The following is a 23,942-nucleotide window of genomic DNA, read 5'->3' on the forward strand; positions in this document are numbered from 1 at the left end:
GTTCGAAACCTCAGTGCACGGGAGCCTGCGACACGGCGGGCGCGTCGATCTCCTCGCGCGTACGCAGCGACGCCCACAGGGCGGCGGTCGCCGCGGTGCAGGCCGCGGCCCCGCCGACGTGGATGGCGACCAGTGCCGCGGGCACGTCGGTGAAGTACTGGACGATGCCCACGAGCGCCTGCGCCAGCACCAGCCCGAGCAGTACGAACAACCGCTTGCGGACGGCCGCCGAGATGCCGACGGCGTACAGGCCGAAGGCGAGTCCGATCAGCAGCGCCAGGTAGCCGATCAGCAACTGCGAGTGCAGGTGCACCAGCGTGACGATCTCGACTTCCAGGCGCTCGACCGGTCGATCGATGCTCTTGTCGCCGGCATGCGGCCCGGCGGCGGTGACCAGGGTGCCCGCGATGAGCACGCCCGCCAGCGCCACGCCGGACAGTGCGGTGAGCCAGCGCAGGGGAGCGGGGACCTGGACGGTCTCGATGCCGTCGTCGGGTTGGCTGATCTTCGCGTACAGCACCACCGCGAGCCACACCATCGCCATCGAGGCGAGCAGGTGCACCGCCACGGTCCACCACAGCAGGCCCGTGCGTACGGTGATGCCGCCGATGACGGCCTGCACGACGGTGCCACCGGGCATCAACCAGGCGTAGACCAGAACTTCCTTACGCCTGCGCGCCCGCACGACGGCGAGCACGATCAACGCGGCGCACAGCGTCACCACGAAGGTGAGCAGCCGATTGCCGAATTCCACGGTCTGATGCAGGACGGGCACTTCCGACACCCCGATGGGGGTGAAACTGCCCGGGAAGCACTGCGGCCAGGTGGGGCAGCCGAGCCCGGAGGCGGTGACGCGCACGATGGCGCCGGTCACCGAAATGCCCGCCTGGCTGAGGATCACCGCGATGGCGATGAGCCGCTGCACCCGCAGCGAGGGGAGCGGCAGCCGGTCGACGAGGCCAACGAAGGCGCGATACAGCACGTCAGGAATGGTACCGGCCGGGAATTCGACGCTGATACCAGGGCTACTACAGTGCGTCGTTGATCACGTCAGTGGAACCGGAACAAGCGGGTGGCGAGCCATCCGCACACCACGCCCCACGCGGCGAGCACCGCCACGCCGAACCAGTCGATCGACCCCGTCAAGGCCGTGTCCAGCGCAAAAGCCAGCGCACCGGACGGGACGAGCCGCGCGATCACGGTGAGCGCGGGGGGCAGGGTGTCGCCCACGAGTACCAGGCTGGCGATGCCGAGCATGACGAACCACAGCACATTGGCCAATGCCAGCACGACCTCGGCTTTGAGAGTCCCGCCGAGCAGCAGGCCCATCGCCGCGAAGGTCGCGGTGCCGAGGGCGATCACCAGCGCGCCGAGCGCGAGCCCGCCGAGACCGGGTCGCCATCCCAGCGCGACGCCGATCGCACCGAGCAGCATCGCCTGCAGCACCACCACGATCAGTACAGCCGCGCACTTGCCCGCGATCACGCCCCAGCGCGGCAGCGGTGTCGCGCCGAGGCGTTTGAGGGCGCCGTAGCGGCGGTCGAAGCCGACGGCGATGGCCTGGCCGGTGAACGCGGTCGACATCACCGCCGTCATCATCACCATCGGCACGATCCGGGCCACCCGGTGCTCGCCCAGGTCGCCGAACGGCAGCAGGGTGAGTCCGATGAGCAGGGTGATCGGGATGAACATGGTGAGCAGCAACTGTTCGCCGTTGCGCAACAACAGTTTCAGCTCGAGCCCGGTCTGCGCCGTGAGCATCGCGGTGCGGGAGGCGGGCCGCGGATCGGGCGTGAAGGTGCCGGGCAGGAAACGACTGGTGGTCTCGCTCATCCGCGCAGGTCCCGTCCGGTCAGTTCGAGGAATACGTCTTCGAGGCGACGCTGGTCGATGCGGATGTCGGTGGCCAGCACGTCCATGCGGGCGCACCAGGCGGTGACCGTCGCCAGTACCTGCGGGGTGATCTCGCCCTCGATCAGGTACATGCCCGGCGTGGTCTCGTGTGGCGAAAAGCCTTCCGGCAAAGCTGATTTCAGCAAGGCGACATCGAGTTTCGGTGGGGCGCAGAACCGTAGCTGGCCCGCCGCGCCGTGGGCGGTGACCTCCGCGGGCGTGCCCTGGGCGACGATCCGCCCGTGATCGATGATCACGAGCTGGTCGGCGAGTTGTTCGGCCTCGTCCATCATGTGGGTGGTGAGTACGACGCTCACCCCGTCGCGGCGCAGGGCGTCGATGAGTTCCCAGACGATCAGCCGGGCCTGGGCGTCCAGACCGGCGGTCGGTTCGTCGAGGAACACGATCTCGGGCCTGCCCACCAGTGCGCAAGCGAGGGCGAGGCGCTGTTGCTGACCACCGGACAGGCGTCGATACGGGGTGCGGCGATTGTCCTGTAGGCCCAGCGTCGACAGCAGCCAGTCGGGGTCGACGGGGTCGGCGGAGTAGGCCGCGACCAGATCGAGCATCTCACCCGCGCGGGCGCCCGGGTAGGCGCCGCCGCCCTGGAGCATCACGCCGATGCGCGGACGCAACTGTTCGGAGTCGGCGATCGGGTCGAGTCCGAGGACGCGGACCGTGCCCGCGTCCGGGCGCACGAAGCCCTCGCACATCTCGACGGTGGTGGTCTTGCCCGCGCCGTTGGGGCCGAGCAGAGCGAACACCTGGGCGGGCTCGACGTCGAACCGGAGCCCGTCCACCGCGGTGGTCTCGCCGTAGCGCTTGACCACACCGTCGATACTGACGGCGGGTCCGGGGCGTGTTGTCACGACTGCGCCTCGCTGACGTTCGGCTTCGTCGCGCCGAAGGGTGCTGTGCCCTTGGTTCGCTCGCTGCGCTCCCTCACGTTGTCACACGGTAAGCCGTGCCCTCCTGTGACGGAGCCGACACCCCCGGCTGCGACCGCCAAGGCAGCGTGTGCCGGGTGAGTGCGAAGAACAGTGCGAAGCACACCCCAGCCGCCAGCGCGGCGCCGATGATCTGGAAGACCTGGAATTCCGCACCGCGCGGCATCACCAGCATCGAGACCACCGCCGAGAACGCGACGGCGGGCACGCGGAACACCGGCTGGGTGGCCCAAGCCGCCAGCGGCACGATGGCCCAGAGCAGGTACCAGGGCTGGACCACCGGGAACAGCAGCACGATCGCCGCGAGCGAGACGCCGAGCGCGCCGACGGGATGCAGCCTGCCCACGCCGGTGGCCACGAGCATGCGGATCGTCACGTAGCCCGCGACGACCGCCGCGATGGGCCGGGTGATCGACAGCAGGGCGGTGGTGTGGTCGCCCAGTCCGAGGAGTACGCCACCGAACCCGGTGATGATTCCGATGATGGTCGGCAGCGACATCCAACTGCGCACAGCGTTGGCGACGCTGAGGGTATTGACCCAGCCGAAGCCGAGCCCGCTGACGAAACCGATGACAAGTGTGGTCGCCACGGCGATGACTCCCAGCAACGCCGCGGCTTTGACGACAGCCGTCAAGGTGGCGCCCCAGCGCCTGGCCAGTGCCATGCCGACGAATCCGAGCGCGATGATGGAGGTGAGCTTGATCGATGACGACAGGGTGATCACCACCGCGCCACCGATCAGCAGCCCGTAGGCCCGGGCGTCGAAGGCAGGCAGATTCGTTGCCGTCAGACGGTCGGGTACGCCCCCTTCGCCGTAGATCGCGCGCAGCATGAGCTCCATTCCGGCCAGCATCAAACCGAGCATCAGCGCGTCGTTGTGCACGCCGCCGACCAGGTGGAACAGCACCAGCGGATTGGCCGCGCCGAGCCACAGCGCGCTCACCGGCGCCACCCCGCAACGCACCGACAACCGCGGCAGCGCCCACACGATCAGCGCCACACCCGCCAGGGCGAGCAGGCGGTGCACCCATACCCCGGCGATGATGTTGTCCCCGGTCAGCTCCGCGATACCGCGACCGATCCACAGGAACAGCGGTCCGTACGGCGCGGGTGTATCGCGCCAGATCGTCGGCACATTGTTGGTCAGCACATTGTCGATCCCGAGTCCGGCCACCGGACCTTCGGAATAGGGGTCGATGCCGCGGGCGGCGATCTCGCTCTGCGCCAGATAGGAATAGACGTCGTTGCTGAACATGGGCGGCGCGACGGACAGCGGAATGATCCACAGCAGCAGCGTGCGGTCCAATTGCGAGCGGCTGAGCCGATGCAGCGGCGACCCCGCGAGACCGCCGATCGCGAAGCGTCCGAGCAACAACCACGCCCCGATCACCAGCGCGGTACCGAACATGCACATCGCGAGGGACCCGGTGTGCGCGCGTGCGAAGATGCCGAGCACCCGCACTCCCGACACCGGATTCTGATGCACCGGTTGGGCGCCGATACCCAGCGCGGCGATCGCCATCAACACGGTGCCGGTCGCGCCCATCAGCCGAATCCGGTCCAGTTGCGCGCGCTCACGCTTGTCGAGTCCGGGGACCTCGGTCTCGTCGCGATGTAGCACCGCGACGGTGTGATCGGGCGTCGACACGTCGAGCCCGAGAGCTCGCCGCCCGAACGTCAGTGTCTTGCGCGCCGCGCCCTCCAGTACCGCCACGAAGTCAGAGCCTAGTGTGCGCGACCGCGACAGGGTGCAGTCGCGCACAGCGGCAGCGATGGCGAAGGTGCGCCCGGTGGGTATCGCACGAGAGCGCTCCTCGGCCGGTCACGGATGGTCGGCGCGGGCTAGCGGGGTGCTTCCACGGGGGTCGGTGCGGCGACGGCCGGCGGTCCCACGAACATCGGCTGCGAGCGCACCGAGAGCACGGCGGCGATGATCATGGCCACGCAAATCAGCGCGACCGCGCCGAGCGCCACCCAGCCGATGCGCTGTGTGGACCGCTGATCGCGGGCCGACAGCCAGCCGGGCACGAACAGGATGCCGAGCGCGCTCAACGTGCCGGCGGCCAGACCACCGAGGTGGCCCCACAGCGAGATTCCCGGGATCGAGAAACTGATCAGCACGTTCACGCCGATCACCACCAACATCGGGGTCGGGCTCTGCCGCAACCTGATCAGCGTCACCGTGACCGCGCCGAACAGGCCGTACACCGCACCCGAGGCGCCTGCCGTCGCGGTGATCGAATCGGACAGCAGCATCACCGCCGCCGACCCGCCGAGCAGCGAGACCAGGTAGACGCATCCGTACCTGGCCCGGCCGAGCACCTGCTCGAGGTCACGCCCCACGATGTACAGCGCGAACATATTGACCAGCAGATGGATCGCGCCGTAATGCAGGAATCCCGACCCGAGCAGTCGCCACCACTCGCCGTCGGCCACCAGCAGCGGTACCAGCACGAACTCGCGGAAAACCGACGACCCGCGGTAGTTGTCCATCGGGCTACCGGCCTGCGCCGCGGTGATCACATAGACCAGCACGTTGATCGCGATCAACCCGTAGGTCACGTAGGGAACAGCCCCGCCCGCGCGGGCGCCGCCGACGGTCCGTACCGGCCGCACGTCTTGCTGCCCTTGCCGCACACAGTCGACGCAGTGCTGCCCGACCGCCGCGGGGCGCAGGCATTCGGGGCAGGCGGGCCGCCCGCACCGCGTACACGCGAGTCCGGTAGGCCGATCGGGATGACGGACACACGTGGGTGTGAGCGGGTTCGACACCCTGCCATCGTGCCAGACCCGGCCTGGCGAGCGTCTCGTTCGCCACGATGTACCTCGACAGTCGATCCCCGGCGATGCGGTGCGAATATTGCCGACGAGCAGCGCCGTGACGCGGCCAGGCGGACCCGTGCAGTGGCGTCGCCGGCCGCAGGCTGGTCTCGGTAGTTCGCTGTGCGATGGGTCACCGTGCCGAGCGTGGGTGATCGACCTGAAGGGGCCGCACCTGGGGTTTTGCTGGGCGGAGGAGTGGCCCGATGATCTTCAGCGCAGGTCAGGGCACCCTTTGTCAGGCGACCCTTATTAGATTTAGGGAAGCAATTCCGCCACACTGGTGTTGTGAAAACCATGGGTTTGCGGACAGACGTGGAAAGCGGCGGTCGGAAGACGACCGGCGCTCGGTCGTCTGCTGTACCCGCGGCAACCGCGCACGAAGGGCAGACCAGGGCGGCCATCGTCCAGTTGCTGCTCGAGCAGGGACCGATCACCGCGACGGCGATCGGTACCGAACTCGGTCTCGCGCCCGCCGGGGTGCGCAGGCACCTCGACGCGCTCATCGACGCAGGTCAGGCTCGAGCGAGCCGCTCGGCGCCGTGGCAGCAGAAGGGGCGCGGCAGACCGGCCAAGCAGTACCAGCTCACCGCGGCGGGCCGGGGCAATCTCGGCCACGCCTACGACGATCTGGCCGGGGCGGCGATCCGTCAGCTCGGTGAGATCGGTGGCGACGCCGCGATCGCCGAATTCGCCCGCAAGCGGGTTCGCGTGATCGTCGAGGGCATCGAGCCCGTCGCCGACCACACCGCACCGGTGATCGAAGCCAAGGTCTCCGAGATCGCGGAAGCGTTCGCCGAGGCAGGTTTCGCCGCCACCACCCGTCAGGTCGGCACCGGTGTGCAGATCTGTCAGCACCACTGCCCGGTCGCGCACGTGGCCGAAGAGTTCCCGCAGCTGTGCGCCGCCGAATTGGACGCTTTCCGCGACCTGCTCGGTACCCACGTGCAGCGGCTTGCGACCATCGCCAACGGCGATTGCGCCTGCACCACCCACGTACCGCTCGTCGCGGTGCCGAAAACCCCATCCGCCGCACAGCCCGCGGCGGGACGATCGAACGACTCCGGAAGGAGTGCCGAATGACGACCCCTACCGACCAGGTGCAACCGCTCACCCAGGACGAAACCATCGCCTCGCTGGGCACCTACGGTTACGGCTGGTCCGACTCCGATGTGGCCGGTGCCAGTGCGCAACGTGGCCTGTCGGAGGCCGTCGTCCGCGACATCTCGGCGAAGAAGAGCGAAGAGGAGTGGATGCTCGACGTGCGCCTCAAGGCGCTGCGCATCTTCGACCGCAAGCCCATGCCGAACTGGGGTTCGGACCTCGACGGCATCGACTTCGACAACATCAAGTACTTCGTTCGTTCGTCGGAGAAGCAGGCCGAGAGCTGGGAAGACCTGCCCGAGGACATCAAGAACACCTACGACAAGCTGGGCATCCCGGAAGCGGAGAAGCAGCGTCTGGTCTCCGGTGTCGCCGCGCAGTACGAGTCCGAGGTCGTCTACCACTCCATCCGTGAGGACCTGGAGCAGCAGGGCGTCATCTTCCTCGACACCGATACGGCGTTGAAGGAGCACCCGGAGATCTTCCACAAGTACTTCGGTTCGGTGATCCCCGCCGGTGACAACAAGTTCTCCGCGCTCAACACCGCCGTCTGGTCGGGTGGCTCGTTCATCTACGTGCCGCCGGGCGTGCACGTCGACATCCCGCTGCAGGCCTACTTCCGGATCAACACCGAGAACATGGGCCAGTTCGAGCGGACGCTGATCATCGTCGACGAGGACGCCTACGTCCACTACGTCGAGGGTTGTACCGCGCCGATCTACAAGTCCGACTCGCTGCACTCCGCGGTCGTGGAGATCATCGTGAAGAAGGGCGGCCGCTGCCGCTACACGACCATCCAGAACTGGTCGAACAACGTGTACAACCTGGTCACCAAGCGGGCCAAGGCCGAAGCGGGCGCCACCATGGAGTGGGTCGACGGCAACATCGGCTCCAAGGTCACCATGAAGTACCCGGCGGTCTGGATGACCGGTGAGCACGCGCACGGTGAGGTTCTCTCCGTCGCGTTCGCCGGCCCCGGCCAGCACCAGGACACCGGCGCCAAGATGCTGCACCTGGCCCCGCACACCTCCTCGACCATCGTGTCGAAGTCGGTGGCGCGTGGCGGCGGTCGCGCGTCGTACCGCGGTCTGGTCCAGATCAACAAGGGCGCCCACGGTTCCAAGTCGACCGTGAAGTGTGACGCGCTGCTGGTCGACACCATCAGCCGCTCCGACACCTACCCCTACGTCGACATCCGCGAGGACGACGTGACGATGGGTCACGAGGCGACCGTCTCCAAGGTCTCCGAGGAGCAGCTGTTCTACCTGATGAGCCGTGGCCTCACCGAGGACGAGGCGATGGCGATGGTGGTGCGCGGCTTCGTGGAGCCGATCGCCAAGGAATTGCCGATGGAATACGCATTGGAACTGAACCGGCTCATCGAGCTGCAGATGGAAGGGGCCGTGGGCTGATGTCGACGCTCGAGACGCCGATCCAGAATCCTGGCGCGGGCGCCGCGGTCAACAAGGGCGAGGTCTTCACCTCGTTCGACGTCGATCAGTTCGAGATCCCGTCGGGTCGCGACGAGGCGTGGCGGTTCACCCCACTGCGTCGGCTGCGCGGCCTGCACGACGGCACCGCCGTCGCCGACGGCCAGGCAGTCGTCGAGGTGAGCGACGTCGCCGGTGTCATCGCGGAAACGGTGGGCCGCACCGACGCTCGCCTCGGCCAGGCCGGCACCCCCGCGGATCGTGTTGCCGCCCAGGCATATTCGGGCTTCTCCGAAGCGACCGTGATCACCGTCGGCCAGGAAACCGAAGTGTCGGATCCGGTGACGGTCACCATCACCGGTCCCGGCGAGGGCAAGACCGCCTACGGTCACCTGCAGATCCGCCTGGACAACTTCGCCGTCGCCACCGTGGTCATCGATCAGCGCGGCAGTGGAACCTATGCCGAGAACGTCGAATTCGTGCTCGGTGACAGCGCCAAGCTCACCGTCGTCGCGGTCCAGGAATGGAACGAAGACGCCGTGCACGTCACCGCGCATCACCTGAAGCTCGGCCGTGACGCGAACCTGCGCCACGTGTCGGCGACCCTCGGTGGCGACCTGGTTCGCCTGTCGGGCACCGTGCGCTACGCCGGTCCCGGCGGTGAAGCGGAACTGTTCGGCCTGTACTTCGCCGACGCGGGCCAGCATTTCGAGCAGCGTCTGCTGATCGATCACGCCGAGCCCAACTGCAAGTCCAATGTGCTGTACAAGGGTGCGCTGCAAGGTGATCCGAAGTCCCCGAAGGGTGACGCTCGCACGGTCTGGATCGGCGACGTGCTGATCCGCGCGGCCGCCGAGGGCACCGACACCTACGAGGCGAATCGCAACCTGGTGCTCACCGACGGCGCGCGCGCCGACTCGGTGCCGAACCTGGAGATCGAGACCGGCGAGATCGCCGGTGCCGGACACGCGAGTGCCACCGGCCGTTTCGACGACGAGCAGCTGTTCTACCTGCGCGCTCGCGGCATTCCCGAAGACGTGGCCCGCCGCCTGGTCGTGCGCGGCTTCTTCTTCGAGATCATCCAGAAGGTCACGGTCCCCGAGGTCCGGGAGCGGCTCGAGGCGGCCATCGAGGCCGAGCTCGCCACTGTTGGGATCTAAGACCGTTATCTGACCCTCAACCTCCCTACGAAGGATTCGAATTCGATGACAACCTTGGAAATCAAGGACCTGCACGCCGAGATCACCACCCCCGAGGGTGAGTCGAAGCAGATCCTCAACGGCGTGAACCTGACTGTGCGCTCCGGCGAGACGCACGCCATCATGGGCCCCAACGGCTCGGGCAAGTCCACGCTGTCCTACGTGATCGCGGGCCACCCGAAGTACACCGTCACCCAGGGCACCATCACCCTCGACGGCGAGAACGTCCTGGACATGTCGGTCGACGAGCGCGCCCGCGCGGGCCTGTTCCTGGCCATGCAGTACCCGGTCGAGGTCCCCGGCGTCTCGATGTCGAACTTCCTGCGCACCGCCGCCACCGCCGTGCGCGGCGAGGCCCCCAAGCTGCGCACCTGGGTCAAGGAGGTGAAGGAGTCGATGAAGGAGCTCGACATCGACTCGGCCTTCGCCGACCGCTCGGTGAACGAGGGCTTCTCCGGTGGCGAGAAGAAGCGTCACGAGGTCCTGCAGCTGGGGCTGCTCAAGCCGAAGATCGCGATCCTCGACGAGACCGACTCCGGCCTCGACGTCGACGCGCTGCGCATCGTCTCCGAGGGCGTCAACCGCTACAAGGAGCGTACGGAGGGCGGCGTGCTGCTGATCACGCACTACACCCGCATTCTTCGCTACATCAAGCCCGACTTCGTGCACGTGTTCGTCAACGGCAAGATCGTCGCCGAGGGTGGCTCCGAGCTGGCCGACGAACTCGACGCGAACGGGTACGAGCGCTTCACGTCCGCGACCGCTGGAGCCTGATATGACCGCTACGGTGCCAGCTCTCGACGTAGCCCGGATCCGCGCCGACTTCCCCATCCTGCACCGCACGGTGCGGGACGGGAAACCGTTGGTGTACCTGGATTCCGGCGCGACCTCGCAGCGTCCGCTGCAGGTGCTGGACGCCGAGCGCGAGTTCTTGCTCACCCGGAATTCCGCGGTGCACCGCGGTGCCCACCAGTTGGCGGAGGAGGCGACCGACTCCTATGAGGAGGCGCGCGCCGATATCGCCCGCTTCGTCGGTGCGGACCCCGGCGAGATCGTGTTCACCAAGAACGCCACCGAGTCGCTGAACCTGGTGGCCAACGCGTTCGGTGACGAGCGCTTCCCCTACAAGGTCGGTCCCGGCGACGAGATCGTCATCACCGAGCTCGAACACCACGCGAATCTCGTTCCGTGGCAGGAGCTCGCGCGGCGCACCGGTGCCACCCTCAAGTGGTACGGCATCACCGATGACGGCCGCATCGATCTGGATTCGCTCGAACTGTCGCCCGCGACAAAGGTTCTCGCGTTCAGCCATCAGTCGAACGTGACCGGTGCGGTAGCTCCGGTGGCGGAACTGATCCGCCGGGCGAAGGCAGTCGGCGCGCTCGTCGTGCTCGACGCCTGCCAGTCGGTGCCGCACATGGCGGTGGACTTCCACGAGCTCGGTGTCGACTTCGCCGCGTTCTCCGGCCACAAGATGCTCGGCCCGATGGGCGTGGGCGGACTGTACGGCCGGCGCGCGCTGCTCGAACAGACTCCGCCGTTCATCACCGGTGGGTCGATGATCGAGACCGTCACCATGGAGAAGACCACCTACGCGCCGCCGCCGCAGCGCTTCGAGGCGGGCACGCCGATGACCTCGCAGGTTGTCGGATTGGCCGCCGCGGTGCGCTATCTCGAGGACCTCGGGATGGACGCTGTCGCCGCCCACGAGCACGCGCTCACCGGCGCCGCGCTCGACGGCCTGGCCGGTATCGACGGGGTGCGGATCATCGGGCCCACCGAGAACTCCGATCGCGGTGGCGCGGTGTCGTTCGTGGTCGACGGGATCCACGCCCACGATGTGGGCCAGATTCTCGACGACCAGGGCGTGGCCATCCGGGTCGGGCACCACTGCGCCTGGCCGCTGCACCGCAAGTTCGGCGTCGCCGCCACCGCGCGTGCCTCGTTCGCCGTCTACAACACCCTCGATGAGGTCGACGCACTGGTCGCGGCCGTGCGCAAGGCCAAGGCCTTTTTCGGCGTGAGCGAAGCGAATGCCGACAATTAGACACCGTGGAGCTGCATAGATCATGCGTATGGAGCAGATGTACCAGGAAGTGATCCTCGATCACTACAAGCACCCCCATCACCGTGGGCTGCGGGAACCGTTCGGTGCGCAGGTGCACCACGTGAACCCGACCTGCGGTGACGAGGTGACGATGCGGGTCCACATCGACGACGCGGGCGAGGTCGCCGACGTGTCCTACGACGGTCAGGGCTGCTCGATCAGCCAGGCCGCCACCTCGATCCTCACAGACCAGGTGATCGGGCTGCCGGTGCAGCAGGCGTTGAAGGTGGTCGACTCCTTCAGCGAGATGATCTCGAGCCGCGGCACCGTCGAAGGCGACGAGGACATGATCGGTGACGGCATCGCCCTCGCCGGCGTCAGTAAGTACCCCGCGCGGGTCAAATGCGCGCTGCTCGGCTGGATGGCGTTCAAAGACGCTGTCGTGCAGATCAGTTCGGCCGAGGAAAGCAAGGCACCGATGGGAAATGGGAGTCCGCCACATGAGTGAGAGCACCGATACCGCACAGACCCCGGTTGCCGCTGAGGCAGTCGAGGTCGCCACCGCTGTCGAGGTCGAGTTGACCCCTGAGCAGGTTCAGCACATCGAGGACCTCGAGGAAGCGATGCGCGACGTCGTCGACCCCGAACTCGGCATCAACGTCGTCGATCTCGGCTTGGTCTACGGGCTGTCGGTCGACGAGGAGAACATCTGCACCCTCGACATGACGCTCACCTCGGCGGCCTGTCCGCTGACCGACGTCATCGAGGACCAGTCCCGCAACGCGCTGGTGCGCAGCGGTCTGGTCGAAGACCTGAAGATCAACTGGGTCTGGATTCCCCCGTGGGGACCGGACAAGATCACCGACGACGGCCGCGAACAGCTGCGCGCCCTCGGTTTCACGGTGTAGCAGTGCGCTTCTCGGGCCCGGATCCGTCATGGATCCGGGCCCGACCTGCTTGTTCGGTTATGCGCTCGCCGGGTCCACTGTGATCTTCTCCGAGCCCGGTTGCCGATCACGCAAACTCGGTGATGATCTTGGGGGTTCCGGACTTCCGGAACTGTTTTCAGAGGAGATCATTCGAATGAGTTTCATGGGTAAGGTCGGCTTCGCCGCGGCGTCGGTTCTGGTGGCCGGGTCGATGTTCGGACCCGGCGCGGCGAACGCGGACAGCATCGACCAGTGGGGCGCGATGGCCGTGGACGGGGACTGGTCGAACTACGGTCGTTCGATCGACTACCCCACGCGCGCCGAGGCGGAGGCCGCGGCGATGGAACAGTGCGCGGCCGATGGTTGCGCGGTGGAGGCCGTGTGGGTGAACGGGTGTATGTCCTTGGTCGAGAACGAGGAATACATCGCCTGGGGCAAGGGCTCGACCAGCGCCGAGGCCGAGCGGGAGGCTTACCTCGCGCTGACCGAGGGCACCCCGCAGAGCCTGCTCGTCAACGTCGGCTCGTCGCAGATGGCCGGCGGCAGCGTGATCGAAACGGTCTGCACCGCCAACGCGCGCTGATCATGCGCGTGACGGCGGAGATGTAATGTTGCGCCGTGCAGTTGGCTATCACCGGAATTTCGATCATGCTGGAGGGTTCCGGACTTCCGGAGCTGTTTCCAGAGGAGAATTTTCGATGAGTTTCATGGGTAAGGCCGGCTTCGCCGTCGCGGCGATGGGTCTTGCGGCCGGGTCGGTGTTCGGGGCCGGTTCGGCGAGTGCGGCAGGCGATATGTGGGCAGGGATCGCAGTCAGTGGTCAGGAGTGGGCGTTCGCGGTGAGCGTCGACAAGGCCACCGAAGGCGAGGCGCGCGATGAGGCCCTCGGTGTCTGTGGGTCGGCGGCGGATGACTGCCGGATCCTGATGACCTGGGCCAATGGCTGCGGCGCGCTGGCCGAGAGTGAGGACGGCATCGCCGGCGGCACGGGCCCCAACCGTGCCGAAGCCGAGCGCGACGCCTATGCGCGTCTCGCCGAGCTCACCCCGACCGCGTTCCTCGCGAATGTCGGTTCGTCCAACCTCAGCGGTGCCAAGATCGTCCACGTCGCCTGCACGGCGAACGCACGCTGATCATCGCGTGACGATCGGGCCCGGATCCTCATCCAGGATCCGGGCCTTCGTCGTTGTGCGCTAAGAATTTTCGGCCGCGGAGACCGAGTCGATCCAGGCGCTGATCATGTCGGCGGTGCCGGCGATGATGGCGTCGAGCTCGGCGTCGTCCAATTCGACCGAACGCAACGCGGTGGCGAAGCCCGCGTTGAGCACGACGAAGGCCATCACGTCGATGTCGGCGTGCTTGATCGGGCCGATGAACTGAATGATGTAGAGCTTGATGAGCATCCGCAGCCGGGGCTCGAATTCGGGGATCCCGCTGCCGTAGAACTGCAGATCGGCGACGAGGGCGCGCACGAGCGGCCCGTTCGCGACGAGGATGTCCACGGCGGAGCGGATCAGCACGTCCACGGCATCGCGGGGGGATCGGTGCGAGCTGGAGGTCAGCAGCCGGCTGTAGCGCTCCTCCACCTGCAGAAACAGGCTGTCGTTGAGTTCTTTGACGATCTCGTCGCGGTCGTTGAAATAGCGGTACAGGGTGCCGATGCTCATGCCCGCTTCGGTCGCGATCCGGTTGGTCGAGGTATTGCCGATACCTCGGGTGCCGAAAAGGTGAGCGGCCACCGTGAGAATGCGTGTTCTGGTTTCCTTCGCCCGGTCTTGTTTGGGGCGTTTGCGCTGCTTATCGACTTGCGGTGGCATCTGGAGACCTCGACGGAAAGAAGAGTAGAAGGTGAGCTGTTGCTCACCCTACAGTCATGATCACAGAGAAACCGGCGTGTGGGTCATCACATCGATCGACACGACGGCGGCACAACCACCACCGGCGGCGCCGGGGTGTAGAAGGAGGAGTCGACGATGACGATCCCACTGGACGAGACGGCCCTGTGGCAGCCACTACGTGATGTGCGGACGATGACCAGCCGATTGGTAGGCCATTTCGTCGACAATGTCGCGACCTGCCGGACGCTGCCCGGCGACGCGATCGCCGGCGACGTCACCTCGGTCACCCGGATGTGTCTGGAAATCGTCAGCGGAATGCTGGACGGCCGCGACGAGGAGGTGAAGCTGAATCGGCTCGCGGTGGCCGCGGCGGGGTGGGCGCGCGAAGGCGTGCCGATCGACACCATCCTGCACGCGTTCCACGAAGGCTTCCGGCTCGCTTTCGACGCGGTCTACGACGAGGTGGCCGACGCCGACCGCGCAAGCCTGATCCACGGCTTCCGCCGGACCGTCGAGATCTCGGACCTGTTGTGTACCACCGTGACTCGCTCCTATATCCGGGAACACCGCGAGGCCGTCGGCGAGCATCACACGGCGGTGCACACGCTCACCTCGGCACTGCTGGCCGGTCAGTCGACCGTCACCATGGCGCGCGAGGTCGGCATCACCGTCGCCGCTGCGTATTCGGTGCTCGCCCTGTCGATCGGGGCACATCCCGATGAGCACGATCCGCGCGTGAACGGTGTGGTGGTGGCGCGGCGCAAGCTGCGCCGGGTGCAGACCGCGTTGGCGCACCGGTGCGGTGAGCAGGTGCTGTCGCTGCTGTCGGTCGACGGTGGCACCCTGCTGATCCCGGCCGATCTGCTCGTCGACGAGCAACTCGACGCCTTGGTCGAGGCGCTGTCGCGGGCCGCACACGTCGACATCACCGCGGCTCTGGTGCCCGCCACCACCGACGAGATCCCCGACGCGGCCCGGCGTGCCCACGAGCTGCTGGACATGGTGGAGCGCCTCGACAGCGCCCCCGGACTCTACCGTTTCGGCGACCTCGCCCTGGAGTATCAGCTCACCCGTCCCGGCCCCGGCCGCGCTCGGCTCGGCGAACTCCTCGCCCCGCTCGACAATCACCCTGAGCTCTACGAAACCCTGCGCGTGCACATCGCCAACAACATGAACCGCCAACGCACCGCCCGCCTGCTGCACATCCACACCAACACCGTCGACTACCGCCTGCGCCGAGTAGCCCAACTGACCGGCCTCGACCCCGCCCAGTCCTCGGGCCTGTGGCAACTCCGTTCCTCGATGATCGCCCGCAGCTTCCATACCGGCCCCGGCGCTCGACCCGCCGCCGTCGCCGAACCCGGGATCCCCCGCCGCCCAACCCCCCACCCCGACCTGGACGGCATCCGCTCGGCCTGACAGACGCAGCTATCGGGAAGTTCTGTCGCCGATTCGCACAGCGCGCAGGCCTCGACTCCTAGTCTATGGTTATATAGACCAAAACTAGGAGGGGTAGTGACCGTCGAATCTGTGGAGCAGTTGTGCCAGGCGATCGCGCAGGGTGCGAGCCCGAAGTACCTGGCGTTCTGGGGGCACAGCCCACGTCGTGACGGCACGATCGGATCGAGTTGCCTGAGTCAGTGGTGGCCCGCGACGTTCGTCGTCGACGGTGTGGAATTCGCCGGCGCCGAGCACTACATGATGTGGCGCAAGGCGATGCTGTTCGAGGACCCGGCGACCGCGGCGAAGATCCTCGGTGCAGGCCATCCGAGCCAAGCGAAGAATCTCGGCAGGCAGATTCGAAACTTCGACGAAAACGTCTGGGAGCGTGCACGGTTCGACATCGTGGTCGCGGGAAGTGTGGCCAAGTTCGGCCAGGACGACGCACTGCGGAGCTATCTCGTCGGCACCGGCTCACGAGTGCTCGTCGAAGCCAGTCCCGTGGACCGGATCTGGGGTATCGGGCTGGCCGCCGACGACCCTCGCGCGGCGGATCCCGGGCGGTGGGTTGGGCTCAATCTGCTCGGCTTCGCGCTGATGCGGGCGCGAGAGGTGTTGTCGCGCTAGCAGTTCGGGGTCGGTGGGGCGCCGGTGAGGCGTTGGGTGGTCCAGGTGAGCAGGTCGGGGATCAGGGGGGAGTAGTCGGCGACGACGCTCAGGTGGTCGCGATCGGGGTAGACGCGGTAGTCGAGATTCCAGCGATCGCGACAGCGGGCGGCCACGTAGGAGTCCTGGATGGAGGGTTCGACCAGGGGATCGTCGGCGCCCTGGGCCAGCAGCAGCGGCGGCGTCATCGTGCCGGTCGGAATATTGGCGGTGATGCGGACACCGAGCGGGCCGGTGGTGGGGTCGGTGCGGAAGATCGAACGGTCGTGCGAGATCGACAGGGCGGACAGGACCGAGGCCAGCACGCCGGGTTCGGACAGGCAGCGTTGTGCCATCTCGCGCACCAGGGTTCGAGCGGGGGCGGTGATGTAGGCGTCGAGGTCGATGTCGGAGTAGGTGTCGGCGTAGGCGGCGGCGACGAAGGAAGCGAAGACGCTGCCGCCGGGGACATCGGGCAGATGGCGGGTGAGGCCGGTGATGTCGGCGGCGGGCGCCATCGCGGCGATCGCGGTGACGCCGGCGTCCGGTGCGTAGGTCGGAGCCAGCAACCCCGCCCAGAGGGCCGCGTGCCCACCTTGCGAATGACCCCAGACGACAGTCCGGTCGGCGAGCCGGATCTCGGTGAGTCCGCGCGCCGCTCGGACCGCGTCGAGAACCGAGCGTCCTTCGCCCTGCCCGATCAGATACGGCTGCGGCCCTGCGGTTCCCAGGCCCGGGTAGTCGGTGGCCACCAGTGCCCAGCCGTTCGCGAGGATCTGCTCCCTGGCGGGCAGCGCCCCCGCGGTGAGCGGATCCGCGACGAGCGTCGGTGCGCACTGTCGCGCGTAACCGGTGGTTCCGTGGGCCCAGGCGATGACCGGACGAGCGATGTCGCTCGGCTGCTTCGGGACCATCACGAGTCCGCTGGCCAGCGCGGGCACACCATCGTCGCGGGTGGTGGTGTACAGGATGCGCCACGCGATCGCCGACTCGGGGATACCACGGGTGAAGGGTTCGGAGCGCAGCAGAACCCCCGGCGCGGCAGGCACTTGCGCGGGCGCGTCGTAGAACGCGTCGACCGTCGGGGAGTCCTGCCGCACCTGAGCGCCCACGCCCGCCGCGCCAACAGCGACGACCAGCGCGAGCACCGCCACCGCCACCCGGCCGAACCTGGCAGGCCCGGTCGGTTCGGTCCGCACCGGCACCTCGCGATGCCACCCGAACGCCCGCGAGACGCCGTCGACGATCAGGGCGATACCGAACACGATGGCGCGCAACCCGAACAACAAGGCGAGCGCGAGCAAGGTCAGATCGAGCCAGCGCAACGCCAGCACGCCGAGCACGATCTCGGCGACGGCGAAGATCCCCACCGCCAGCCGCTGATCTACCCCGCCGCGCGCGGCCCGCGACAACCGCACTGCTCCACCGATCAGCAGAGCGACGCCGAAAGCGGGAGCGAGCAATTCGATCGACTGCCCCAGCCGGACGAGCACCACCGCGCCGAACACGATCCACAGCGCGCCGAGCGCCGCGCTGGTGCGCGGCGTCGCCGACTGTCGCGCGTCGATCAGGTCGGCGACACCGGTGAGCACGGCGGCGATCCCCAGCAAGACCGCGAGCAACGTGACCGAGGTGAGGGGTCGGCCGACGAGCACGAGGCCGATCGCGGTGCAGGCGAGTCCGACGACAATCGCCACCCACCACGGCAGCGCGTAACGTCGGGTCGACGCGCCTGATCGGGCTGGTTGCCCCACGGTGTCGGTCATCGTCGCTCCTCAGTGCGCGGCTCGCCTCGGCACTGTCGCGCGCGAGTGGACCGGCGTCGTCGTAGCTGACAATAGGCCGACATATTCGAGCAGCCCGGTAGCCGACTCCGTGTCGGGCGGGCCGGTTCACCGCCGGTTTCGGTGATCGGAATTCGTCGGTGGGCGTTGTCGGTCGGCGGTGTGCGAACGGTGCGAGAGGTACGGGCGTCTCAGCGTTCGAAAACTGTTGGCGCCGGTGATATATCAGTGCTGCTGCGGAATTCGTAGAACGGTGGTCGCGGCAATATCGGAAAACAATTTCCGATGCGGTGGCCGACTGTTCACTCTTGGTTCGGCTTCGACCGCGGAGTCGATATTCCGATGGAAAGAATCCGTGATCCCCTCCGCCGCAACCGCGCACGTCCGGCGAAAGCGCGGCCGGCGAGCACCCGCAGATGCTGGAACAGCTCCCGCGCCGATCAGCGCAGGGGGCGTTCGATCGAGAGCCTGCCGCGACGAACGAGGTCGCGTTTGGTGATCGGCGGCAGCGTGGCGTCGTCGTCCGGGGCGGCGGGATTGGGCCGCACCAGCAAGGTGACGGTCGCGGCGGGCACGAATCCGCTGCTCGTCATCAGCGCGGCCGACGCGCTGTTGCGATCCTCGACATCGGTGACGATGTGGCGGGCGCCGCGCGCGAACAGCGCCTCCGAGCACACGTTCACCAGCCGCCGCGCGATCCCGTGCCCCTGCATATCGGGCGCGACCGCGATCCATTCCAGGTAGGCCCAATCGTCACGATGCTCGAACTCCATCGAGCCGAGCACGAACCCGACCACCCGGTCGGAGTCCAGGGCCACCCAGCAGGCGTTGTCGGGGCTGTCGAGGTGCTCGGCGACAGCCGTGAGCGACCACGACGTGTACGGCTTGATGGTGGTGTCGAAGACCTGATGGCCGAGGTCGAGGACTTGACGCAGATGTCCCAGGCCCATCGGCACGACAGCGATGGCGGTGTCCATAGCCGCCAGTGTGCCCTACGCGCCCTTGCGGGTCGCGGTCTTGGCGGCGGTGGATTTGCTCGCGGCGGACTTGCGTGGCGCGGCCTTCTTGGCCGCGGTCTTCTTCGCCGTCCTTTTCGCCGGTTTCTCGGCGGCGGCCTCCCGGCGCCCGCTGCTCTCGAGGCTGCGTTGCAAGGCGGCGACCAGATCGACGACTTCGGCGTCGGCCTGCTCGGCGGGCTCGGACTCCGCGGCGGGCTCGACCTTGCCGGTGCCGCTGGCGATCGCCTCGTCGAGCAGTTTCTGCAGTTCGATCTGGTACTCGTCGGTGTATTCGGACGGGTCGAAATCGCCCGACATCGACTCGACGAGGGTTTCGGCCATCTTGAGTTCCTGCGGGCGCGGGGCGGGCGCGTCGTCGAGCGACGAGAACTCGACGGCCCGCACTTCGTCGGGCCACAGCAGCGTCTGCAGCACCAGTACCCCGTCGCGCACGCGCAATGCGGCCAGTCGGGTCTTCTGGCGCAGCGTGAAATGCACGAGTGCGGTCTTGTCGATGCGTTCGAGGGTCGCCGCCAACAATTGATAGGCCTTCGGGGTGGCGGAATCGGGCTCCAGGTAATAGCTCTTGTCGAACAACACCGGGTCGATCTGCTCGGACGGCACGAATTCCAGAACCGGGATCTCGTGCTTCTCCGCCGCGGGCAACTTCGAGAAATCGGCGTCGGTCAGCACCACCTGCTCACCGTCCGGCGAGGTGTAGGCCTTGTCGATATCGGCGTACTGCACAGAATTGCCGCACACCTGGCAGACCCGGTCATATTTGATGCGGCCCCCGTCTTTGGCGTGGACCTGGTGAAACCGAATGTCATGGTCCTCGGTCGCGGTATAAACCTTGACCGGGACATTGACCAGCCCGAAAGCGATCGAGCCCTTCCAGATCGACCTCATGAACTCCATCATGGTCGAAATGTCGCGCCGAGGCGAGAAAGTGCTCCCGAACAGCCGCTGGTCCGTGATCCGGCGGTGCTTGAAATCGTTGCGTCTGGTCCAATTGACGGATGGAGGTGATCGTGTGTGGACTCGGACCCGCGGGCCGGGCCGTTGCCCACCGTGCGCTGGCGGCGGGATGCTCCGTCACGGTGATCGATCCACATCCTGATCGGGCGTGGACGCCGACCTATGCGGCCTGGGCCGACGAGTTGCCCGGGTGGCTCGATCCCGGCGTGGTGGCGGCGGCGGTCGACGGACCGACGGCATGGGCGGGGCGGGAGCATCGGATCGACCGCGTGTACCAGGTGTTCGACACGGCGGCGCTGCAGGCGTCGTTGACGCTCGACGGTGCGACCGTGATCGCGGACTCGGGCGTCGAGGTGCGGCCACGGTCGGTGCGGACAGCGGGCGGGCTGACCTGTACCGGTCGGGTGATCGATGCGCGTGGATTGGCTCGATCCTCGCGTCGCGCGGAGCAGACCGCTTACGGCGTGGTCGTGGCGCGCGGTGAACTCGCGTCGACACTGTTCATGGACTGGCGCCCCGACAACGGCGCGGACCCCGACGACCTGCCTTCGTTCCTGTACGCCGTCCCGCTCGGCAACGACACCGTGCTGTTGGAAGAGACGTGTCTCGCCGGTCGGCCCGCCCTCGCGCCGGATGTGCTGCGGCGCAGGCTGGAACACCGACTACGTGCGCGCGCGATCGTGCTCACCGGAGCCGAACCCGTTGAGCGAGTGCGTTTTCCGGTGCAGGGTGGCAAACCGGGAGGCGCTCGATTCGGTGCGGCCGGGGCGATGACCCACCCCGCGACCGGTTACAGCGTCGCGGCCGCTCTCGCCGCGGCGGACACCGTCGTCGAGGGCGGTTCGGTGTGGACTCCGCGAGCGCGGGCCGTAGCTGCCCTGCGCCGTGCGGGACTGCGTGCGCTGCTGGCCCTGCCGCCGCGCGAGGTCCCGGTCTTCTTCGAGGCGTTCTTCGGTTTGCCGGCCGCTCTTCAGCTTTCCTATCTGTCCGGTCGCGACGACCTGCGCGGAACTCTCGCCGCGATGCGCGCACTGTTCGCCGACCTGCCGCCGAACCTGCGCCGCACTGTCGTGGCCTCGGTCGTCGGCGACCGGGATGGTCTTCGACACCTGCGGTGACGGTGTCGAGATCGTGGTTGCGCCGCGGCGGTGGAGACCGGTGGCGGACGGGGGCGAACCACGGTGTGCCAGAGGCCGGGCGGCGCCGCCACGAAGTTGCTACGATCGCCACGCGAACGTGCCGACCCGCCAACAGGATCGGGCCGACGAGGCGGGACGGCCGGAAGTGCTCCGAGCCCCCGCACGTCGACAATGCGGCCGCGCCATGGCGTGACTCAGTTAGGGGACAATCCGGTGTTCGAATTCACCAGGCGGCGCAGTCGCTGGGTGCTCGGCGTTTTCGCGGTGCTCGCGGTGGTGCTCGGCGCACTGGGCGCCACGCTGTTCGAGCGGGTGGAGGGCGGCGGATATACCGATTCCGGCAGCGAGTCCAGCCGTGCGCTCGAGGTACTGCGCACCGAGTTCGGGCAGGCGCCGCCGAATCTGTTGCTGCTGGTGGAGACCGAATCCTCGGTCGAGGACCCCGAATCCACGGCGGCGGCAACGGCGTTGGTCGCCAACCTGCAGGAACGCGACGGTGTCACCGGGGTGGTGTCGTACTGGACCACCCATGAGCCCGCGCTGCGCAGCGTCGACGGTAAGCAGGGCCTGATCGTGGCCAGTGTGCTCGGCAGCGAACGTGAGATCGACGAACGTGTCACCGCCATCGCCGACGAGCTGACCGGCAAGCAAGGATCGTTGCAGGTCAGAGCCGGCGGATTCGCCATGCTCATGCACGAGACGGTGCAGCAGAGCAAGACCGATATCGCCAAGGGCGAGGCCATCGCGTTTCCGCTCACCCTGATCGCGCTGCTGTTCGTCTTCGGCGGCCTGGTCGCGGCGAGCCTGCCGCTGCTCGTCGCGATCGGCACCGTACTCACCACCATGGGCGCCCTGTGGTTGCTGACCCTGTTCACACCCCTGGCCGTCACCGCGACGAATGTGGCGACGCTGCTCGGCCTCGGTCTGGCCATCGACTACAGCCTGCTGATCGTCAACCGTTACCGCGACGAACTCGCCGAAGGCCGCACCCCGGCCGGTGCGGTGGCCACCACGATGCGCACCGCGGGTCGCACCGTCGCGTTCTCCGCGGTCACCGTCGCGGTGGCGCTGGCCGGGTTGCTGTTCTTCCCGCTGCTGGCGATCCGGTCGATGGGTTACGCGGGCATCGTCGTCGCGGCGCTGGCAGCCCTGGTGTCGCTCACCGTGCTGCCCGCCGCCCTGTTGCTGATCGGCACCCACATCGACAAGGGCCAGCTCGGCTGGTGGTTCCTGCGCGCGCCGCGCCCCGCACCGGGCGAGGGCGCCTGGCACAAACTGGCCACCGCCGTGATGCGCAAGCCGATCTCGATCGGACTGGCCGTCACCGCGTTGCTGCTGCTGCTCGGCGCACCGTTCCTCGGCGTGAAACTCGGTTTCCCGGACGAGCGGACCCTGCCGGAATCGATGAATTCGCGCCAGGTCACCGAGATCGTGGCGCGTGACTTCGGTGAGAGCGACCAACACAGCCTCGTCGCCGTGCTGCCGGACAGCGCCTACAGCGCAGCGGGACTCGATACCATCGCGCGTGCCATGTCCGACCTGGACAACGTCCGCCGCGTCGACACCGCCACCGGCAGCTACGCCCAGGGTGGGCTGCTCGTCGAACCCACCGTGGCCAACTCGCGGTTCCGGGTCGAGAAAGCCGTCTACCTGTCGATCGTGCCGACCACCGGCGACAGCGACGCCCTCGCGAACCTGGTCGAGCAGGTGCGCGCGGTGCAGACGCCGAGCGAGTTGCTGGTCGGCGGCGTGGCCGCGGCCAATGCCGACTCGGTGGCCGCCATCGAGAACGAACTGCCGTGGGCGCTCGGCTTCATCGTGATCATGATGCTGATCGTGCTGTTCGCGCTCACCGGCAGCGTGGTGTTGCCGGTATTGGCGGTGATCCTCAGCGCGCTGAGCCTGACCGCGACCTTCGGTGCGCTGGTGTGGATCTTCCAGGACGGGCACCTGTCCGGGGTGCTCGGATTCACCGTCACCGGCGATCTGTCCGCCACCGTCCCGGTGATGCTGTTCGCCGCCGCCTTCGGCCTCGCGATGGACTACCAGGTGTTCCTGCTGTCGCGGATCCGGGAGGAATACGACCGCACCGGCAAGAACGAGACCGCGGTCGCGCTCGGCCTGGAACGGGTGGGTCGCATCGTCACCGCCGCGGCGATCCTCATCTCGCTGGTGTTCTTGGGCTTCCTCGCCTCCGACATCACCTTCATGAAGGCGTTCGGCATCGGCCTGCCACTGGCCGTGATCGTCGACGCCACCCTCGTGCGCGGGTTCCTGCTGCCCGCGGCGATGAAGGTGCTCGGCGACGCGAACTGGTACGCACCGGACTTCCTGCGCCGCTTGCACGACCGGTGGGGCCTGGACGAGGGTGGCTCGGCGCGTTCGCCGAAACGTGAAGTGGTGGTGCGTGATCCACTCGCCGCAAAGCGGCCCGAGGAGATCGTGGTCGTGGATCCATTGGCGCGGGCCGAGGCAGCGCGGGCCGAGGCGGCGCGCGCCGAGGAGGGTGCGGGCGCGCGGGACAACGCGCGCACGGAGAGTCTGGCTGCCTCGACGGGAAGCCGCGAGACCTCGGACTGACCGGACGTAGCCGGGGCGGGTACCTCTGGTTCGGTACTGAAAAATCGAAGGGCGCCAAACGCTTAGGGAACCATATGACCCCTAGGAGAGGGGGTGTTAAAACAAATGACCCCCAGGGAGGGCACCCCCCCCACGCACCCCCCCCCCAAAACCCATAAACAACCAGCCACC

General features: G+C 67.6%; 22 protein-coding genes. 13 read left to right on the forward strand and 9 right to left on the reverse strand.

The features are described from left to right. Positions 1 to 10 precede the first annotated feature (10 nt). The 5 genes from ACFWUR_RS07215 to ACFWUR_RS07235 form a co-directional block, all read right to left on the reverse strand. Positions 11 to 982, reverse strand: a complete 972-nt coding sequence (locus ACFWUR_RS07215) for a heme A synthase (protein WP_378903248.1) — start codon at positions 980 to 982, stop codon at positions 11 to 13. A 68-nt stretch (positions 983 to 1,050) separates the two neighbouring features. Continuing rightward, complete coding sequence (locus tag ACFWUR_RS07220; RefSeq protein WP_378903251.1) at positions 1,051 to 1,833, reverse strand: ABC transporter permease; 783 nt, start codon at positions 1,831 to 1,833, stop codon at positions 1,051 to 1,053. Continuing rightward, positions 1,830 to 2,762, reverse strand: a complete 933-nt coding sequence (locus tag ACFWUR_RS07225; RefSeq protein ID WP_378903256.1) for an ABC transporter ATP-binding protein — start codon at positions 2,760 to 2,762, stop codon at positions 1,830 to 1,832. Before ACFWUR_RS07225 ends, ACFWUR_RS07220 begins: the two co-directional genes overlap by 4 nt. 73 nt (positions 2,763 to 2,835) lie before the next feature. After that, positions 2,836 to 4,554 carry a polyprenol phosphomannose-dependent alpha 1,6 mannosyltransferase MptB gene (gene mptB / locus ACFWUR_RS07230; RefSeq protein ID WP_378903259.1) on the reverse strand — a complete coding sequence of 573 codons (1,719 nt, stop codon included), beginning with the start codon at positions 4,552 to 4,554 and terminating at the stop codon, positions 2,836 to 2,838. A 128-nt stretch (positions 4,555 to 4,682) separates the two neighbouring features. After that, entirely contained in the window at positions 4,683 to 5,612 is a 930-nt protein-coding gene (locus tag ACFWUR_RS07235) for a rhomboid family intramembrane serine protease (protein WP_378903262.1), read from the reverse strand. A gap of 345 nt (positions 5,613 to 5,957) precedes the next feature. On the opposite strand from ACFWUR_RS07235, the gene ACFWUR_RS07240 reads away from it, so the two are divergent. The 9 genes from ACFWUR_RS07240 to ACFWUR_RS07280 all read left to right on the forward strand — a co-directional run bounded on the left by ACFWUR_RS07240 (position 5,958) and on the right by ACFWUR_RS07280 (position 13,502). After that, complete coding sequence (locus tag ACFWUR_RS07240; protein ID WP_378903265.1) at positions 5,958 to 6,743, forward strand: helix-turn-helix transcriptional regulator; 786 nt, start codon at positions 5,958 to 5,960, stop codon at positions 6,741 to 6,743. Next, a complete protein-coding gene (gene sufB, locus ACFWUR_RS07245; protein ID WP_378903268.1) occupies positions 6,740 to 8,176 on the forward strand; it encodes a Fe-S cluster assembly protein SufB in 1,437 nt (478 codons plus the stop codon). Before ACFWUR_RS07240 ends, sufB begins: the two co-directional genes overlap by 4 nt. Further along, complete coding sequence (gene sufD, locus ACFWUR_RS07250) at positions 8,176 to 9,354, forward strand: Fe-S cluster assembly protein SufD (protein ID WP_378903270.1); 1,179 nt, start codon at positions 8,176 to 8,178, stop codon at positions 9,352 to 9,354. The genes sufB and sufD overlap by 1 nt, the downstream gene beginning before the upstream one ends. Before the next feature lie 45 nt (positions 9,355 to 9,399). Beyond that, on the forward strand, positions 9,400 to 10,167 hold the full coding sequence (sufC, locus tag ACFWUR_RS07255) for a Fe-S cluster assembly ATPase SufC (RefSeq protein ID WP_378903272.1): 768 nt from the start codon (positions 9,400 to 9,402) through the stop codon (positions 10,165 to 10,167). Between the two features lies 1 nt (position 10,168). Further along, a complete protein-coding gene (locus ACFWUR_RS07260; RefSeq protein WP_378903275.1) occupies positions 10,169 to 11,440 on the forward strand; it encodes a cysteine desulfurase in 1,272 nt (423 codons plus the stop codon). 22 nt (positions 11,441 to 11,462) lie between these two features. Continuing rightward, positions 11,463 to 11,948, forward strand: a complete 486-nt coding sequence (gene sufU, locus ACFWUR_RS07265) for a Fe-S cluster assembly sulfur transfer protein SufU (RefSeq protein WP_378903278.1) — start codon at positions 11,463 to 11,465, stop codon at positions 11,946 to 11,948. Beyond that, entirely contained in the window at positions 11,941 to 12,348 is a 408-nt protein-coding gene (locus ACFWUR_RS07270) for a metal-sulfur cluster assembly factor (protein WP_378903281.1), read from the forward strand. Before sufU ends, ACFWUR_RS07270 begins: the two co-directional genes overlap by 8 nt. Positions 12,349 to 12,376: 28 nt before the next feature. Further along, entirely contained in the window at positions 12,377 to 12,952 is a 576-nt protein-coding gene (locus ACFWUR_RS07275; protein ID WP_378903284.1) for a DUF4189 domain-containing protein, read from the forward strand. 115 nt (positions 12,953 to 13,067) lie between these two features. Beyond that, positions 13,068 to 13,502 carry a DUF4189 domain-containing protein gene (locus tag ACFWUR_RS07280; protein ID WP_378903287.1) on the forward strand — a complete coding sequence of 145 codons (435 nt, stop codon included), beginning with the start codon at positions 13,068 to 13,070 and terminating at the stop codon, positions 13,500 to 13,502. Positions 13,503 to 13,562: 60 nt separating this feature from the next. Here ACFWUR_RS07280 and ACFWUR_RS07285 read toward each other — a convergent pair whose 3' ends face one another. Beyond that, positions 13,563 to 14,186 carry a TetR/AcrR family transcriptional regulator gene (locus tag ACFWUR_RS07285; protein WP_378903290.1) on the reverse strand — a complete coding sequence of 208 codons (624 nt, stop codon included), beginning with the start codon at positions 14,184 to 14,186 and terminating at the stop codon, positions 13,563 to 13,565. Positions 14,187 to 14,342: 156 nt separating this feature from the next. Here ACFWUR_RS07285 and ACFWUR_RS07290 point away from each other — a divergent pair, with 156 nt between their 5' ends. Next, entirely contained in the window at positions 14,343 to 15,626 is a 1,284-nt protein-coding gene (locus ACFWUR_RS07290; protein WP_378903294.1) for a PucR family transcriptional regulator, read from the forward strand. Positions 15,627 to 15,722: 96 nt separating this feature from the next. After that, positions 15,723 to 16,274, forward strand: a complete 552-nt coding sequence (locus ACFWUR_RS07295) for an NADAR family protein (RefSeq protein ID WP_378903297.1) — start codon at positions 15,723 to 15,725, stop codon at positions 16,272 to 16,274. Here ACFWUR_RS07295 and ACFWUR_RS07300 read toward each other — a convergent pair. From ACFWUR_RS07300 to ACFWUR_RS07310, 3 genes are all read right to left on the reverse strand, one after another. Next, complete coding sequence (locus tag ACFWUR_RS07300; RefSeq protein WP_378903300.1) at positions 16,271 to 18,058, reverse strand: lipase family protein; 1,788 nt, start codon at positions 18,056 to 18,058, stop codon at positions 16,271 to 16,273. The two genes, ACFWUR_RS07295 and ACFWUR_RS07300, sit on opposite strands and share 4 nt — an antisense overlap. Before the next feature lie 458 nt (positions 18,059 to 18,516). Continuing rightward, on the reverse strand, positions 18,517 to 19,053 hold the full coding sequence (locus ACFWUR_RS07305) for a GNAT family N-acetyltransferase (RefSeq protein ID WP_378706445.1): 537 nt from the start codon (positions 19,051 to 19,053) through the stop codon (positions 18,517 to 18,519). Positions 19,054 to 19,068: 15 nt separating this feature from the next. After that, a complete protein-coding gene (locus ACFWUR_RS07310) occupies positions 19,069 to 19,992 on the reverse strand; it encodes a Ku protein (RefSeq protein ID WP_378903469.1) in 924 nt (307 codons plus the stop codon). A 101-nt stretch (positions 19,993 to 20,093) separates the two neighbouring features. Between ACFWUR_RS07310 and ACFWUR_RS07315 the strand changes: the two genes are divergently transcribed. Together ACFWUR_RS07315 and ACFWUR_RS07320 are read left to right on the forward strand one after the other, a co-directional pair. Then, positions 20,094 to 21,170, forward strand: a complete 1,077-nt coding sequence (locus ACFWUR_RS07315; RefSeq protein WP_378903303.1) for a lycopene cyclase family protein — start codon at positions 20,094 to 20,096, stop codon at positions 21,168 to 21,170. A 234-nt stretch (positions 21,171 to 21,404) separates the two neighbouring features. Continuing rightward, entirely contained in the window at positions 21,405 to 23,771 is a 2,367-nt protein-coding gene (locus tag ACFWUR_RS07320; RefSeq protein WP_378903306.1) for an MMPL family transporter, read from the forward strand. Positions 23,772 to 23,942: the final 171 nt, after the last annotated feature.

This window comes from Nocardia sp. NPDC058633 (assembly GCF_042717045.1).
Taxonomy (GTDB): domain Bacteria; phylum Actinomycetota; class Actinomycetes; order Mycobacteriales; family Mycobacteriaceae; genus Nocardia.